General features: G+C 34.1%; 11 protein-coding genes. 2 read left to right on the top strand and 9 right to left on the bottom strand.

The features are described 5' to 3' along the window. Nucleotides 1–13: 13 nt before the first annotated feature. The gene (locus CLU81_RS18090) at nt 14–1,876 is read right to left on the bottom strand and encodes a hypothetical protein (RefSeq protein WP_099711086.1); all 1,863 of its coding nucleotides are present in this window, start codon (nt 1,874–1,876) and stop codon (nt 14–16) included. Between the two features lie 380 nt (nt 1,877–2,256). Here CLU81_RS18090 and CLU81_RS18095 point away from each other — a divergent pair, with 380 nt between their 5' ends. Further along, entirely contained in the window at nt 2,257–5,010 is a 2,754-nt protein-coding gene (locus CLU81_RS18095) for an outer membrane beta-barrel protein (RefSeq protein WP_099711087.1), read from the top strand. Between the two features lie 579 nt (nt 5,011–5,589). Here CLU81_RS18095 and CLU81_RS18100 read toward each other — a convergent pair. From CLU81_RS18100 to CLU81_RS18135, 8 genes are all read right to left on the bottom strand, one after another. Next, entirely contained in the window at nt 5,590–8,151 is a 2,562-nt protein-coding gene (locus CLU81_RS18100; protein ID WP_099711088.1) for a TonB-dependent receptor, read from the bottom strand. 248 nt (nt 8,152–8,399) lie between these two features. Then, nucleotides 8,400–8,813, bottom strand: a complete 414-nt coding sequence (locus tag CLU81_RS18105) for an Rrf2 family transcriptional regulator (protein WP_099711089.1) — start codon at nt 8,811–8,813, stop codon at nt 8,400–8,402. A 9-nt stretch (nt 8,814–8,822) separates the two neighbouring features. After that, the gene (locus CLU81_RS18110) at nt 8,823–9,602 is read right to left on the bottom strand and encodes a tetratricopeptide repeat protein (RefSeq protein WP_099711090.1); all 780 of its coding nucleotides are present in this window, start codon (nt 9,600–9,602) and stop codon (nt 8,823–8,825) included. Between the two features lie 57 nt (nt 9,603–9,659). Further along, entirely contained in the window at nt 9,660–10,496 is an 837-nt protein-coding gene (locus tag CLU81_RS18115; protein WP_099711091.1) for a YgcG family protein, read from the bottom strand. Between the two features lie 5 nt (nt 10,497–10,501). Next, the gene (locus CLU81_RS18120) at nt 10,502–10,939 is read right to left on the bottom strand and encodes a TPM domain-containing protein (protein WP_099711092.1); all 438 of its coding nucleotides are present in this window, start codon (nt 10,937–10,939) and stop codon (nt 10,502–10,504) included. A 75-nt stretch (nt 10,940–11,014) separates the two neighbouring features. Beyond that, entirely contained in the window at nt 11,015–11,596 is a 582-nt protein-coding gene (locus CLU81_RS18125) for a LemA family protein (RefSeq protein ID WP_099711093.1), read from the bottom strand. Nucleotides 11,597–11,640: 44 nt separating this feature from the next. Beyond that, nucleotides 11,641–11,973 carry a MerR family transcriptional regulator gene (locus CLU81_RS18130; RefSeq protein ID WP_089352044.1) on the bottom strand — a complete coding sequence of 111 codons (333 nt, stop codon included), beginning with the start codon at nt 11,971–11,973 and terminating at the stop codon, nt 11,641–11,643. 46 nt (nt 11,974–12,019) lie between these two features. Further along, nucleotides 12,020–12,997: a peptidoglycan DD-metalloendopeptidase family protein gene (locus CLU81_RS18135; RefSeq protein WP_099711094.1), complete on the bottom strand. Its 978-nt coding sequence runs from the start codon at nt 12,995–12,997 to the stop codon at nt 12,020–12,022. Nucleotides 12,998–13,245: 248 nt separating this feature from the next. On the opposite strand from CLU81_RS18135, the gene alaS reads away from it, so the two are divergent. After that, nucleotides 13,246–15,882 (top strand): alanine--tRNA ligase, encoded by a 2,637-nt coding sequence (gene alaS / locus CLU81_RS18140; protein WP_099711095.1) that lies wholly within the window; start codon nt 13,246–13,248, stop codon nt 15,880–15,882. Nucleotides 15,883–16,210: the final 328 nt, after the last annotated feature.

Below are 16,210 nucleotides of genomic sequence, written 5' to 3' on the forward strand. Positions count from 1 at the left end.
TTAGAAATGGTTGTTAAACATCATAAAAGAAAAGTTGTTCTAGTGGCGTACCTCCATCAGAATCGTCAGTGTCGCCATTGTGTTTTCGGGTAGACGAATATAGTTTTAATATATAAGTGCAACGTGTCATATCTGATGGCGGGTTATTTAGTTTCGAATTGTCGTTTATTCTCTTAATCAACGTTGTATCGATTATAGTATCTGAAATGTCTCTGTTTACACTGAGACTATTATTGTTTAGGTGTAAACTTCCGGAAGCTAAATATGGATGATACAAACTGTATTTAGCATGTATTGTTCCGTTTATTGGAGTACATAGTGTGCTTTCTTCCAGTTCTTTAATAACCAATCTTCGATGTATCGGATTATTATTCATAACCGCAGAATTCAGTGTTTTTCCATTTCCTGGCACAACTGCAAAATTATTAGAAGGCTTGTCTATAACTTCTCTAATTTCAAAACGAATTGCAAATTTTTCAAGTGGAATTTCATTTGCCGGCGGAATTGGCTGTCCAGCGCTCAAGCCAGCTGGAACATCCGGTGCAGATGTTAATGCTGCTGTATTTAGAGAAATTAGTGTATCTTCTTCGATAATATTATATAGCGGTAAATCTGCAAGAGTAAAACCATTGGTTACCAAAGCTCTCTCAATGGCATGGTTTACATCAAACCAGCCTTCAGCATCAAAATCACTTTGAGCGCTGTCTACATAAATAATATCATGGTCAAGAATGGGAATTTTTCGGGATAATTTAGAAACAGTACTTGTAGCAAATAAGCCGCTGTCAACGCCAATAATTTTGGTGAAATTTGCTTCAGCTAAAGGAGCTGAATTATTGGGTGCAGTTGTATCGCTGATTCTAAAACGATATTCAATTGGGTTTCCGCCAGCTGATTTTAAAGCTGCTTGCCCTGTTAAACGAACAGTACTGTATAATACATGTTTGCCTAAGCCTGCAAAACCATCGGCATCAAAATCGTGAATGCCTAATCCGAAAGAAGAACTAAAAGCGGTTCCAATTCCTGTCCATGCACTTGGAAAACCCGGTCCGTCGGGGTCAAAAACATTTATTTCAGAACATAGATTAACGCACAAACAATAGCCTACATTTTTGCGTGCATCTGCTTTGGTTTCATTGATTAAATTTGTTCCGCTCAATTCGGCTTTGAAATAAACATCCGGACCACTTTGAAAGGAAAGGAAATTAGGATCTGTTTCTACATTTATCCATGGCGATAGAAATGTTTTTTTGAAATCTGCTGAGCTATAATCGATTCTAAAATGCCCCGAAGCATCCGTTGTATCAGATCCTAAATTGTCATCTGTTAGAAAATCGGCATCCATTGCTGTGACTTTTGCATTGGCAATAGGTTTTCCGGTTTTGCAATTTCTTAAATGTCCGCAAATAACCCACGCATCAAAATAATGGCCTCTGATGTAGCACCACCATTTATAAGCAATATTACATTGCCATACGGAGTTTATGTCTTTTGTCTGTTGTTCAAGTTCAGAATGTATTGATAATGTCGTAATATGAAATTGTACAATTTCGTCTCTTTTTGGTTTTGGAAATTTTGGAGGAACAGTTCCGCAGATAAAATCGATATCTAAATCAGAACCCACATGTCTGTCGTCAATTTCAAATTCAAAATTCCCTTTGGGATCTGTTTTGGCTTTGCCAATATATAGCTCTTGTCTTAGTTTTGCTTCCTCTTTCGATACATAATGAAATGTTTCTTTAGCATTCGTAACCTGATCAGTTGGGCGGGTTTCTTTTCTGTATGGAAGATAAAATAAAACTTCAACTCCCGATATCGCCTCAATACAATCCTCACACACATATCCTCGTAAGGTGCCTTTAAAAATATTTTTCATGATTAATTGGTTTAAATTGTCTGTACTAGTTTTTTTTGATGTTTCTGAAGCACTATTTCAGAATCTTTAAAATGGTCTTGTCTTTTAAATTCTACATCACAAAGGTTTTGTATTTTTAGAAGATAGAAGCAAGGTGAATTACTGTTTTTATAAGGGTTAATTCCCCCTTTTTGCAAGCCTTTTTTGAAGGTGGAAATCAAAATAAAAGAGAAGTTTGAGAATTGAGAATTAGTAGTTTTCTTTCGAAAAATAAAATTAAAAATCCTTTGTAAATAGAAGTGATTTGAGATATTTGCGATAAAAAACCTAATAAAACTTTCAATACGCCGTTAAACCTTTGATTTCTTTGTTAGTCTTACTAACATAACTAACACTTTCTTATGACCAAATCTCTCGCTTATTTATTGTTTTTCTTTCTTATTTGTTCTGTCTCGAATGCGCAAAGCAATGATATTGTGATCAAAGGAACCATTGTTGATATCAATACACAATTGCCGCTGGAAATGGCGACGGTTTATTTTTCGACCGTTAAAGATTCTACGGTTATCGAATATGCAACTACGGATAAAAATGGAGTTTTTAGAATCAATACTAAAAAAATAGATAAACCTGTTTTCCTGAAAGTAAATTATATGGGATATCAGCCTTTGGTCGAAGAACAGAAAGGAATTTTGGAAAGCAAAGATTTTGGTAAATTATATTTATTAGAAAGTGTAAATGCGCTGAATAATGTAGTAATCAAAACCGAAGCGCCGCCAATTACAATCAAAAAAGATACTCTGGAGTTTAATGCGTCTTCGTATAAAGTTCGTCCGGATGCCAATGTCGAAGCTTTATTGAAACAATTACCCGGCGTTGATGTTGATAATACCGGAAAAGTTACTGTAAACGGGCGAGAAGTAACGCAGTTTTTAGTCAACGGAAAGACCTTTTTTGATAAAGACGGAGCTTTGATTCTTAAAAATTTACCTGCCGATATTATCAAGAAAGTTCAGGTTTCGGATTTTAAAACCAAGAAAGAAGAATTCGCAAAACAAGAATCTACTTCAGATTATTCGAGTATAAATTTGACGATTGACGAAAAGAAAAATAAAGGTTTCTTTGGGAAAATGCTTGGTGGTTATGGTTCTGATGATCGTTATGAAAGTAGTTTAATGTTGAATTTTTTCAAAGATCAACAAAAAATAAGTGTTTTGGCTTCTTCCAATAATATTAATTCGACAGGTTTTTCTATGGATGATGTTTTTGATAGTATGGGCGGAGGACGAAATAGTAAAAATATGAACCAAAGTTCCGGTGGCGGAAAAGGAATTACACAATCTAATCTGGCAGGAATTAATTATTCTGACGCATGGTCTAAAAAGTTAGATGTTACAAATAGCTATAATTTTTCGAATTCGATTAATAATAATGATAGTAAATCAAATCAAATTAATTTTTTGCCAACGGGAAATATTCTTACGGCATCTGATTCGAAAGCAAGAAATGAAAATACCGGAAATAAGGTTAATTTGGAGTTAGATTACAGAATTAATCCAACGACTCATATTTATATTTCGCCATCTTTTAATCAAACCAGAGCAAATAGTGATTCAAAATCAAGTATAGCATCTGAAGATGAAAACGGGGCTGCATTGAACGAAAGTAAATCAGAATCTAAAAGCGAAAGCACGAATAATAATTTCATAAATACGATTAATTTCAATAAAACTTTTGAAAAAGAATCGCGCAATCTAAGTTTCGTTTTTAATAATAATAACACAAGAAATGATTCAAATACAATGAATCTTTCTGAAACTATTTTTTATCAGGACGGAAAACCAAATGATGAACGAAATCAAAACAGTAAAAACAATACAAGTTCTGATTCTTATTCTTTGGATTTGGAATATACAGAACCTATTACAGATTCGTTGAAAATTAGATTTGGGTCTGATTTTGACTGGCAAAAAACAGTAAACGATCAAAAGACTTTTGATTTTGACGCTGCGACAGAATCGTATTCTGATTTAAATTTATCGTTGACAAATTACATTACTTCAAGACAAAGTTCAGTTAGTCCTAAATTTGGAATTACTTTGAAAAAAAGTAAATTCATCGTTAATCTAAGCACCAAAACTTCTATTATCGATTATGACAATCATTCTCTTTACTTAGGAAATTCAACTGATTTGAATAAAACATATGCTTTACCATTTGCAAATGCGTTGATAAGATATAAGTTTAGCCGTTCTAAAAATCTGACTTTAAAATATGATTATTCGAATTCATTGCCGAGTGCGACACAATTATTGCCAGTTTTAAATTTGATGAATCCATTGAATACCGTAATCGGAAATCCAAATTTGAATCCGATAGAAAAGAGCAGCGCAGGAATTGATTTTAAGAATTTTGATTTTAGAACACGTTCAGGTTATAGCATGTTTATCAAAGCAGATTATTATAATAATGATGTAGTTTCGATTTCAATTTATGACGATAGCGGAAAAAGAACAACTACTTATGCCAATATATCAGGAACTTATATTGCGTCTATTGGCGGAAATTGGAATCAATCGGTTAAAAGAGATGCGCATGTTTTGAGATATGGTTTAGGAATCAACGGAAGTTATTCTTTTGATAAAGGTTTTACAAATGCTGTTTTATACAACGCAAAAGCAACGGCAATTACACCAAGAGTTTATCTGACGTATGAATATGGAGAATTATTGTCTATTTCGCCATCGTACAGTTTGACGTATAATGAAACTAATTATGAGAATTATACACGTGATGCAACTTCAAATGTGGTACACAGAATCAATTTGCAAACGACGAATTACTGGCCGCTAAATTTCATTTTCGGAAATGATTTTGGATATACTTATAATTCTAATATTTCAAGCGACTTCAAGAAAGATTTCTTCCTTTGGAATACAAGTTTGTCTTATGGATTTTTTGATAAAAAACTATATGCAAAAATTAAAGTTTATGATGTGTTAAATCAAAATCAAAGCGCGACAAGAACTATTTCGGCAACCTCAATTCGCGATGAAGAAAATACGGTTCTAAAACGTTATGTAATGTTTTCTCTGGCTTATAAAATAGGGAATTTTGCAGGTGCAGAAAAAGGAGGGAAGAGAAGAAGGGATTAAAGGTTCTAAGATACTAAGGTTTTTTTAGAGACAAAGGATCAAAAAGACAAAGGTTTTATCGTAGAGGCGCACAGCAGTGCGTCTGAAGAAAGTTTCTAAGTTACTGAGGTTCTGAGTTGCTAAGGTTTTTTTAGAGACAAAGGATCAAAAAGACAAAGGTTTTATTGTAGAGGCGCACAGCAGTGCATCTGACGAAAGGTTCTAAGTTGCTATCCCGAAGTCTCGGGACTGAGCCGCTAAGTTTTTTTGAAAGGGAAAGTTTTATTGTAGAGGCGCACAGCAGTGCGTCTTTTTTATGCCCACAGATTTTACGGATTGAACAGATTTTACACAGATTTTTATTTGTTTTAATCTGTTGCTAAAATATTAGAATATTTTTATTTGAATTGCAAAAATTGGATAGACTCCAGCTTTAGCTGGGGAATAAAATAAATTGATGCAGAAAGGCTTTAGCCAAATTTTCAGAATCAATAATTAACAATCAACAATTAATAATTATTTTAAATATTCTAAAATAAAAAAGCGAGGTAAGTTTAAAAACCTACCTCGCTTTGTGTATATAAAAAATTAACTAACTGACTACAATTTGTATTTCAAAGTGATTCCGTATGTTCTTTGATCTCCAATTACACCCGCATATTGTCCTGTGTTTCCACCAGCTGGCAATAATTGTTCGTAGTAATCTTTGTTCAAAAGGTTGCGTCCCCAAAAGTGAATAGATAAACCTTCGGAAGCACGGAAACCTAAACGAGCATTAAAGATCGCATAACCCGGAACTACTAAGTATTTTGAAGCCGAAGGGCTTGAAGAAAATTCAGAACGTGCATAAGAATCAAGTGCAAGGAATATTTTTCCTGCGTTTCCAAAGAATTTAGCATCATCAGAAAGTTCACCTCCTAGAGATCCTGCCCATCTTGATACACCAGGTAAATCTGTTCCTGAAACATCTTTATAAGCTACCTGAACTCCTCCAACAGTAGTTCCGGTTTCTTCTAATGGAAGCGGTGCATTTGTGAATTTCACATAAGTTCCTTCCGTATAAGTTGCAGCTCCATTTATCGTTAGATTTCTGTTAACTACAAAACTAGCGTCTAATTCTGCACCTCTTACACGTACTTTATCTGCATTGGCAAGATATCCACGGTTTACACCCAATTCAGCTGCCTGAACGTTTGTTTGAAAATCTTTAATCTCAGTATTAAAGAATGCTAAGTTGAATACTGAATTTCTGAAAGGAGAAGTTTTTACTCCAACTTCATAGTGACTTACTTTCTCTGGTTTAATTACCGCAAGATCTAATAAAGGCTGACCTTTTGAATCTGTAGGAAGTCCGGCTACGTTTACACCAACTGGTTTGTAACTTTTTGCATAAGTCGCATAAGCATTGATTTTGTCAGACGCTTTATAAGTCAAAGTTAAATTTCCTGAGAAGTCAGTTTTATCAGTATCTGATGTAAATGACTGATCTGAGTAAACTGATTTTTGCAAAGCAATTAATGCTGGATCAGTTGTTTGAAGACCACCGTATGTTTTACGAGCATAATCGGCTTCTTTTTTATCAAAGTTATATCTTAGACCTGGTAAAATATGAAAACGTTCTGTAATTGCCCAGTCCAATTGTCCAAATACTGCAGCACTTGATGATCTGATACTAGCGTCAGTTTTGATTCCGTATCCTTCAAAAAGACCTGGAGTTTTCCATAACGGACTAGTTGAGCTTTGTGCAAATCTCCATTGTGCATTACCAGATTCTTCTGTACCATTTGTTTTTGATGTTTGGTCGATGAAAAATACACCTACAACACCACTTATTTTAGAAGTAAGTTGACCAGCATAACGAACTTCCTGAGTAAATTGAGTTTGTCTTGTTGGGTTTTGAGATTTAGCTAAAACTTGTAATCCTGTAAAATCCCTGTCATTTGATGGATCCCAGTTCCAGAATCTCCAAGCTGTAGTCGAAGTAAGAGTTCCGCCTCCAATTTTTGTATCAATATTCAAAGATATACCTCCCATATCCTGATTTGAACGCCATGGAGTATCGTGGTCAATTTTACGATCAAAAGCATTCAAACTTGGTAATTGATAATTCAAGTCTTTAATAATAGCATCAAACTGACGGTAAGCAGCTCTTTTTGTTGGAGCAACTCCGGCAACTACTTGCGCATATCCATCAGGACGTTGCGTTGTAATATCTGCCGCTAATATAATGTTTGTGTTTTCTGAAGGAGTATAAAGTAATTGACCTCTAATACCTTGATTGTTTAATGTGTTTGTAGGTCTTCCTGTAGCAACATTATCGATTAAACCATCACGTTGTGTACCTGAAAAAGATATACGACCAGCCAATTTTGAAGTCAAACCTCCTGTAATCGAAGCTTTGGCTTGCAAAAAGTTATAATTTCCGTAGCTCACTTCAAAGTCAGCACCAGAAGTAAAACTTGGTTTGCGAGTAGTAATGTTAAACGCTCCAGAAGTCGTGTTTTTACCAAACAAAGATCCTTGTGGTCCACGTAAAACCTCGATTTGTTCTACATCAATAAAGTCTAAAGTTGTAGCAGCAGGACGAGCATAATAAACACCGTCTACATAGAAACCAACTCCAGGATCGATTCCGTCATTTGTAAGTCCAAATGGAGAACCAAGACTACGGATATTGATACCAGTATTTCTAGGGTTAGAAGAATAAAGTTGTACAGAAGGCACAAGTTCTTTGATACGGTTTACGTTAAAAGCTCCGGTTTGTTCTGCTTGTTTACCTGTAATAACCGAAATTGCGATTGGCACATCCTGAACTTTTTCGATACGACGTCTTGAAGAAACGACAACTTCAACAAGCGCATTCTCTTCTGTAAGAGTTGTTATAATTGGAGCCGTTGGCAAAGCAGTAAACTCTAATTCAGTAGTTTTATATCCTACGTATTGAATCAGAATTGTAAAAGGAAGTTTTCCTCTTGTATCAATTGTAAATTTTCCGTTTTGATCTGAAGTAGTATTTGAAGTTGTTCCTTTAATAACAATGTTTGCTGCTTCAAGAGGAATATTTTCACTTGTAGAAACTACACCTTCAACAGTTTGTGCAAACGAAACAGAGAAGGTTAAAAATAATAATATTGCTAAAGTGTTTTTTATAGAATTTTTCATTTTTATATTAAGTATATGTGATTAGTAGAATTTAAAATAAATTTTTTTTACCAACACATACATATCATAAATGAATTGTTTTTCACAGTTGTGAATTGACTTAGTTTTCTTTGCAAAAGATTTTTGGTTACACCTGATGGACTGAAATGTACTTTCATAGGTTAAAATTTTGTAAATGGTTTGTTAATTATTTTCTGCAAATATAAATATTAATTCTATCGATTTACTAGGAATTAGAAAATATTTTTTTATTTTTTTATCAGAGAGGCTATAGTAATGCCTTGCATCGCTTTAAGAGTTTCGTCTCGAATAAGCATTAAACCATGTCTCAGACTGCATTCTTCCTCGGTTTTACAGTCAGAACAAGGCTCGTAAAAGTTTAAAGAAGCACAAGGTAAAAGCGCAATTGCACCGTCAAATAATCGGTGAATTTCTGCAAGAGTAATTTCATTTTTGGACTTTATCAGATAATATCCACCAAATTTTCCTTGTTTACTGCTCACAAAACGTCCACGTTTTAGATCTAATAAAATTTGTTCTAAAAACTTTTTAGGAATGTTGGCTCCATCAGCAATTTCTATAGTTTTAGAAATGTGATTTTCGTCTTGTTCTGCTAAATAAAGTAAGGCCTTAAGGGCGTATTTTGCTTTATGTGATAACATCTTTAGGTATTAAATTTTACAAAGTTCTATTATTATTTCTTGTGCCGGTAAATAGCCAAAATTAAAAGCTTTTTTTAAATCTGAGCAATAATCTCCTTTTATTTTGAAATTAATAAAATAAAGTGCTCTATTAAAGTATACTTCTGCATTTTCCGGTGCCAATTTTACCGCTGCATTAAAATCAAGTAAGGCATCTTTTGAATTAAGCATTGCTTTTGAAATCGCTCTATTCTGAAATGCATCAACTGATTTTGGGTCAATTGCGATAACTTTATCAAAGTCTGCTATTGCTTCCTTATGTAAATTTAGTTCTTTTTTTAATAATCCCCTATTTTGATAGGCTGATATATTATCTGGCTTTAATGCAATACTTTTCGAATAATCGTCTATTGCACCTGTTCGATTGTATATTTTTCTCTCGGCAAATGCTCTGTTAAAATAAGACTTTTGAGAGTTTTTATCTAATGAAATACATTTTGAAAAATCAGCAATGGCACCTTCATAATCCTTTAGTTTTATGTTTAGATTCCCTCTGCTAAAATAAATATTAAAATCATTTGGCGTCAACGAAAGCGCTTTATTATAATCAGATAATGCTTCCGGATAATTTTCACTTATATAATTATTATAACCTCTGTAATAATAATTCTCAGCACTTGGATCCTGAAGGATTATAGTATTTAGTTCTTCAATTTGTTTCCCGCTTTCTATTTTGTCAGTGTCAAAAAACTCTTGTGAATAAGAGGTGAAATAAGAACAAAAAATAAAGAAATAAAAACTAATTCTCATAAATGGATTTTAAACTTGAAATTAAATAAACCTGAAACCTGAAACAAAAAACCTGTTTTACCAGCCTCCGCTAGAACCTCCACCAGAGAATCCGCCGCCGCCAAAACCTCCTCCGAAGCCTCCGCCACCGCCAAAACCTCCACCGGATGATCCGCCTCCAAAACCTCCGCCAAATCCGCTTCCGCTACTTCTTCCAAGACTGCTTAAAAGAATAACATCGAGAAGGCTAGGACCTCCACCGCCATTATTGCCTGAATTTCCTCCACCACCTTTATTTCGGGAAAGTAGAATTAATACAATTACAACAATTACAATAAAAGGGAATATCGGAAAATCTTTTCCTTTGGTTTGTTTGCGTTCGCCTTTAAATTTTCCTTTAAAGACATCAATTATAGCGTCTGTACCTTTGTCAAGGCCATTATAGAAACTTCCTGCTTTGAATTCCGGGATAATAATATTTCGGATAATTGTTCCGCCAATTCCTGCTGTTAAGCGATCTTCAACTCCATATCCGGGATTAATGGCAATTTTCTTTTCGTTTTTGGCTAATAGAATAATTACACCATTATCATCTTGTTTTGTTCCTCCAATTCCCCAGGTTTGTCCCCATTTTGTTGCTAGTTGACTAACATCTTCGCCTTTTAAACTTTCGATGGTAATAACTACAATTTGAGTCGTAGTAGAATCTGAATAACGTATTAGTTTTTCTTCAAGCTGAGCTTTTTCAGAAGCACTTAAAATATTAGCGTAATCGTAAACAGAAGTTTGTTTTTCGGGTATTTTTGGAATCTCAAACTGTGCAAAAATACAATTAGAGGTAAAAAACGCTACTAATAAAAAGGTAAACTGAAAAATTCTTTTAGAACCTGAGATTTTATTTTTAAAAATTTTCATTTTTTTTATCCTTTTGATATTTCGTTTGATAATTCGTTAGTGTCACCTTCAGACCACGGAAAGTATTTCTTTAATTGCTCACCGGCGTTCAAAATTCCGTCAACAATACCTTGTTTAAAGTTTCCTGATTTAAATTGTGTTACCATTGCGTCTTTGGTACAATCCCAAAAATCTGATGCTACAACATCATTTATTCCTTTGTCTCCGCAAATAGCAAAAGTTTTATCTGCTACAGCAAAGTAAAATAAAACACCATTTTGAAGTTGGGTTTCATTCATTTTTAAATCATAAAAAACTTCTAAAGCCCTATCAAAAGGAACTTTAGAAGTTGTTTGTTCTATATGTACTCTAATTTCGCCAGAAGTATTTTGTTCTGCTACGCGAATAGCTTCAACAATTGCTTGTTCATCTTCTTTGGATAAAAAATCTTCTACTTTTGACATCGAAATAATTTTAGAGTTTAGTCCCGAAGCCTCGGGATTGATTTTAGAATATTGTCTAAAAAATTAAAATCTTTTTTAGAATTTTACTTCAACTGGTTTTTCAGCACCTGCAACAGCTTCAAAGTATGGTTTTTCTTTATAATCCAGGAACCATTTGTTCGGGATAGAAAGGATGTAACCGTTGTAATCTTGTACAGCTTCGTTAAAACGAGTTCTTGCCGTTAAAATTTGGTTTTCAGTACTAGCCAATTCATCTTGCAATTTCAAGAAATTTTCATTTGCTTTTAATGTTGGATATTGTTCAACAGAAACTAATAATCTTGACAAAGAAGAAGATACTCCACTTTGAGCCTGGTTAAATTGAGACAATTGTTCCGGAGTTACATTGCTTGGATCAATTGTTACAGAAGTTGCTTTTGCACGAGCTTCAATTACAGCTGTCAATGTTGATTTTTCGAAATCTGCAGCACCTTTTACTGTGTTTACTAAATTTCCAATAAGGTCATTTCTTCTTTGATAAGTGGTACTCACATTTCCCCATTCTTTGTTAACTGCCTGACTTTTTTGCAAACCAGTATTTTTAATTCCAATTGACCAAAAAGCAATAATAGCAATTAGTACAACAATAATTCCTACGGGGATTAACCATTTTTTCATATCAGTTTTGATTTAAGTTTATTTCTAGTTTTTGATTATTAATGCTATAATTCGTTTTTAATTTCGTTTAATTGTGTTTTTATGGTCTCTAATTTACGTATTATTTCGAATTTATCTAATGTTTTCTTTTGTCCCTCTTTCAAATGTGTTTTGGCGCCTTCGAGTGTAAAACCTCTTTCTTTGACCAAATGATAGATCAATTGCAGGTTTGTAATATCGTCCGGCGTAAACATTCTGTTGCCTTTGGCGTTCTTTTTAGGTTTCAAAATGTCGAATTCGCTATCCCAAAAACGAATCAATGATGCATTGACATTAAAAGCTTTGGCAACTTCGCCAATGCTATAATATCTTTTATCTTTTGAAAGCTCAATATGCATGTTGTTTAATTTTCTATTTTATCCAAAAATACTACTTTTTGCAGTATTAATCTAATGACTGATTTTCCTGATTTGCCATTTGCGAAATTGCGACATATTCGACAGCTGACATATTTCCGTAATAAAAGTTCAACGGATTTACGACTTTTCCGTCCTTGTGAACCTCATAATGGCAGTGCGGACCTTCAGATCTTCCGGTACTTCCCACGTATCCAATCACATCGCCACGTTTGACATGTTGTCCGGCGTGACAGTTGTATTTGCTCAAATGGGCGTATAAACTTTCGTATCCAAAACCATGCCTGATCACCACATGATTTCCAAATCCTGACGCTGCGGCATCAGCTCTTTCTACAACGCCATCGCCTGTGGCATATACAGGAGAACCTGTGTTGGCGGTAAAATCCATTCCGTTATGCATTTTTCGCACTTTCGTGAAAGGGTCAGTTCTGTATCCAAAACCCGAAGCCATTCGCTTTAAGTTTTCATTTCGAACAGGCTGAATCGCCGGAATTGCCAATAATAAATTACCTTTTGTACTCGCCAATTTCAAAATTTCATCCAGTGATTTCGACTGAATCGCCAATTCTTTGGACAATCTGTCAATTCGTTTTGTTGTATTCAAAACCAATTGAGAGTTGTTGTAACCTTCTAAAATTTTATAACGTTCAGGATCTCTAAAGCCTGCCTTTCGAATAGAATCCGGAATTTCAGTTTTATTAAAATAAACCCTGTATATATTGTTGTCTCTATTTTCTAATGCCTCGGTTACATCATCAATTTCATCCATTTTTTTGTTTAAAATGGCGTATTGCAATTTCAAATTTTCAATTTCACGTGCCTGCAAACGATCTTTTGGCGTTTCGAAGTAAGGCGTGTTAATTAAAAGTACAAAAACTAAAAAGCCAAAGAGTGCAGAGGCCAGCAAAAACAGCAAACCATAACCAATTTTGATCCTTTTTCTGGTTTTTATTTTCGTATAAGCCAGATTTTCTGAGTCGTAATAATATTTTACTTTCGCCATATTTTAAAATACCCTATTTTTGCAGCTTGTAAAATAAGTTAGTCGAACAAATTTAATAAATGTTTCAGTTGTTCGAAGCTTTTTTTCAAGAATAAAATAATTAGATAATTGAGTCAATTAGATAATTAGATAATGTATAAGAAGATGATTTATTGCTTAGAACTGTAAGTTTTTTAGTTTGAAATCATCTAATTATCACAGTATCAAATTGGCACATTAATAAACAGATACATTTTCTTAATTTAAATATGAAATCACAAGACGTACGTAAACAATTTCTAGACTTTTTTAAAAGCAACGGGCACTTAATCGTTCCGTCGGCTCCTATTGTTCTTAAGGATGATCCAACTTTAATGTTCAACAACTCGGGAATGGCCCAGTTTAAAGAATATTTTTTAGGAAATTCAACTCCCAAAAGTAAGAGAATAGCCGATACGCAAAAATGTCTTCGTGTGGCCGGTAAGCAAAATGATCTTGAGGAGGTAGGAATTGATACGTATCACCATACCATGTTTGAAATGTTGGGGAACTGGTCATTTGGTGATTATTTTAAAAGAGAAGCGATTAATTTTTCATGGAAATTATTGACTGAGGTTTATAAAATTCCAAAAGAGAATATTTATGTTTCTGTTTTTGAAGGAAACAATGAGGAAAATGTTCCTTTTGATCAGGAAGCTTGGGATATCTGGAAAGAATTAGTTGATGAAGACAGAATTATCCTTGGAAACAAAAAAGATAATTTCTGGGAAATGGGAGATCAGGGACCATGCGGACCTTGTTCTGAAATTCACGTTGATTTACGTTCAGAAGAAGAAAAAGCATTAGTTTCTGGTAAAAGTTTAGTGAACAATGATCATCCGCAAGTAGTTGAAATTTGGAATAATGTATTCATGGAATTCAACCGTAAAGCAGATGGATCTCTAGAAAAACTTCCTGCACAACACGTAGATACCGGAATGGGATTTGAGCGTTTGTGTATGGCTTTGCAAGGAAAAACATCAAATTATGATACTGATGTTTTTACTCCGCTTATCGAAAAACTAGAGCAAATTACAGGTTTTACGTATACGTCTAATGAAATTAAAAATATTAGCGAAGAACAAAATAAAACAAACATTGCGATTCGTGTAGTAGTAGATCACGTGCGTGCGGTTGCGTTTGCAATTGCTGACGGGCAATTACCATCAAACACGGGAGCTGGTTATGTAATTCGTAGAATTTTGCGTCGTGCAATTCGTTACGGATTTACTTTCTTAGGTACTAAAGAGCCTTTTATCAATAAATTGGTAGAAGTTCTAGCGAATCAAATGGGAGAATTTTTCCCGGAAATCAAATCGCAACAACAATTGGTTACGAATGTAATTCGCGAAGAAGAAGCTTCTTTCTTAAGAACTCTTGATCAAGGATTACAATTGTTAGACAATGTAATTGCACAAACTAAAGGAGAAGAAGTTTCTGGTGCAAAAGCATTCGAATTATACGATACTTTCGGTTTCCCGAAAGATTTAACAGCTTTGATTTTAAAAGAAAAAGGAATGTCTTTTAACGAAGCTGAATTTGATGCATCAATGCAGGAACAAAAAAATCGTTCACGTGCAGCATCAGAAGTTTCAACAGAAGACTGGACAGTTTTGATTCCTGGAAATGTAGAAACTTTCGTTGGTTATGATCAGGTAGAAAACGAAGTAAAAATTACAAGAATCCGTAAAGTTGATTCTAAGAAAGACGGAATTTTATACCAAATCGTTTTAGATAATACACCATTTTATCCAGAAGGAGGAGGACAAGTTGGAGATAAAGGGACTTTAGTTTCAGCAAACGAAACAATCGAAATCATTGATACGAAGAAAGAGAACAATTTGATTTTGCATTTCGCAAAACAATTGCCGGAAAATATTGAAGCTGGTTTTGTAGCAAAAGTAAATGCTGATTTAAGAGGTTCAACTTCAAAAAATCACTCTGCTACGCACTTAATGCATTTGGCTTTGAGAAACCTTCTTGGAACTCACGTAGAACAAAAAGGTTCATTGGTAAATCCGAACTATTTGCGTTTTGACTTTTCGCATTTTTCTAAAGTTTCAGATGATGAATTACGTCAGGTTGAAGCAAGTGTAAATGCACAAATTGAAGCACAATTACAATTAGTAGAACACAGAAATATTCCAATTAAAGAAGCATTAGATAAAGGTGCAATGGCTTTATTTGGAGAGAAGTACGGAGATAATGTCCGTATGATTGAATTTGGTGACAGTAAAGAACTTTGCGGTGGAATTCACGTAAAAAACACGGCAGAAATCTGGCATTTCAAAATCATTTCTGAAGGTGCAGTAGCGGCTGGTATTCGTCGTATTGAAGCGATTACAGGCGATGCTGTAAAAGATTTCTATAAAAATCAAGAGAATACTTTATCTGAAATAAAAGAAACATTAAAAAATCCGCAAGATATTTTAAAATCTGTAGCTTCTTTACAAGATGATAATGCTAAATTGAAAAAACAAATCGAGCAATTGCTAAAAGAAAAAGTAGGCGCTTTAAAATCTGAATTAGAGAAAGATTTCCAAGAAGTAAATGGAGTAAATTTCCTTGCAAAACAAGTAGATTTAAGCATGGCTTCGACGAAAGAATTAGCTTCGGCTTTAGGAAGTTCAAAACCAGACTCGTTTGTGTTTTTAGCTTCTATAGAAGATGGTTTGCCAAATATTCACTGTTATATCTCTAAAGAATTGGTAGCAAGCAAAAGCTTAAACGCAAATGCAGTTATTAAAGAATTAGGAAAATATATTGATGGAAATGGAGGAGGACAACCTTTCTTCGCATCCGGAAAAGGAAAAAACACAGCTGGAATTGCTGAGGCTTTGGCTCACGCAATTGATTTTTTGAAGTAGGTTTTTTTAAGGTTCTGAGAATCTGAGTTACTAAGGTTCTAAGGTTTTAAAATTATAGATAAAGTAAACCCGACAGGTTCTAAAACCTGTCGGGTTTTTATTTTTTTTGCCACAGATTATAAGGATTAAAATGATTTTTTGCACATTTTATGTCATTTCGACAAAGGAGAAATCACATTATCCCGAAGCTTCGGGACGCAATCAAAATCGCCAATCTTTGTCGAATCCCGAGTGTGATTTCTCCTTCGTCGAAATGACAAATAGTGCGTTAAACGAGATTATTTAAAAAAAAAACTAACATTTTAGAAGGGATTAAAAAAAGGCTTTA

This window comes from Flavobacterium sp. 9, from assembly GCF_002754195.1.
Lineage (GTDB): Bacteria > Bacteroidota > Bacteroidia > Flavobacteriales > Flavobacteriaceae > Flavobacterium.

What these genes read in the sequence shown, in the direction of transcription:
- CLU81_RS18105 (WP_099711089.1), bottom strand. Translation starts at nt 8,813, where the DNA reads ATGTTATCACATAAAGCAAAATACGCCCTTAAGGCCTTACTTTATTTA.
- CLU81_RS18130 (WP_089352044.1), bottom strand. Translation starts at nt 11,973, where the DNA reads ATGCATATTGAGCTTTCAAAAGATAAAAGATATTATAGCATTGGCGAA.
- CLU81_RS18135 (WP_099711094.1), bottom strand. Translation starts at nt 12,997, where the DNA reads ATGGCGAAAGTAAAATATTATTACGACTCAGAAAATCTGGCTTATACG.
- CLU81_RS18090 (WP_099711086.1), bottom strand. Translation starts at nt 1,876, where the DNA reads ATGAAAAATATTTTTAAAGGCACCTTACGAGGATATGTGTGTGAGGAT.
- CLU81_RS18110 (WP_099711090.1), bottom strand. Translation starts at nt 9,602, where the DNA reads ATGAGAATTAGTTTTTATTTCTTTATTTTTTGTTCTTATTTCACCTCT.
- CLU81_RS18120 (WP_099711092.1), bottom strand. Translation starts at nt 10,939, where the DNA reads ATGTCAAAAGTAGAAGATTTTTTATCCAAAGAAGATGAACAAGCAATT.
- CLU81_RS18100 (WP_099711088.1), bottom strand. Translation starts at nt 8,151, where the DNA reads ATGAAAAATTCTATAAAAAACACTTTAGCAATATTATTATTTTTAACC.
- CLU81_RS18095 (WP_099711087.1), top strand. Translation starts at nt 2,257, where the DNA reads ATGACCAAATCTCTCGCTTATTTATTGTTTTTCTTTCTTATTTGTTCT.
- CLU81_RS18115 (WP_099711091.1), bottom strand. Translation starts at nt 10,496, where the DNA reads ATGAAAATTTTTAAAAATAAAATCTCAGGTTCTAAAAGAATTTTTCAG.
- alaS (WP_099711095.1), top strand. Translation starts at nt 13,246, where the DNA reads ATGAAATCACAAGACGTACGTAAACAATTTCTAGACTTTTTTAAAAGC.
- CLU81_RS18125 (WP_099711093.1), bottom strand. Translation starts at nt 11,596, where the DNA reads ATGAAAAAATGGTTAATCCCCGTAGGAATTATTGTTGTACTAATTGCT.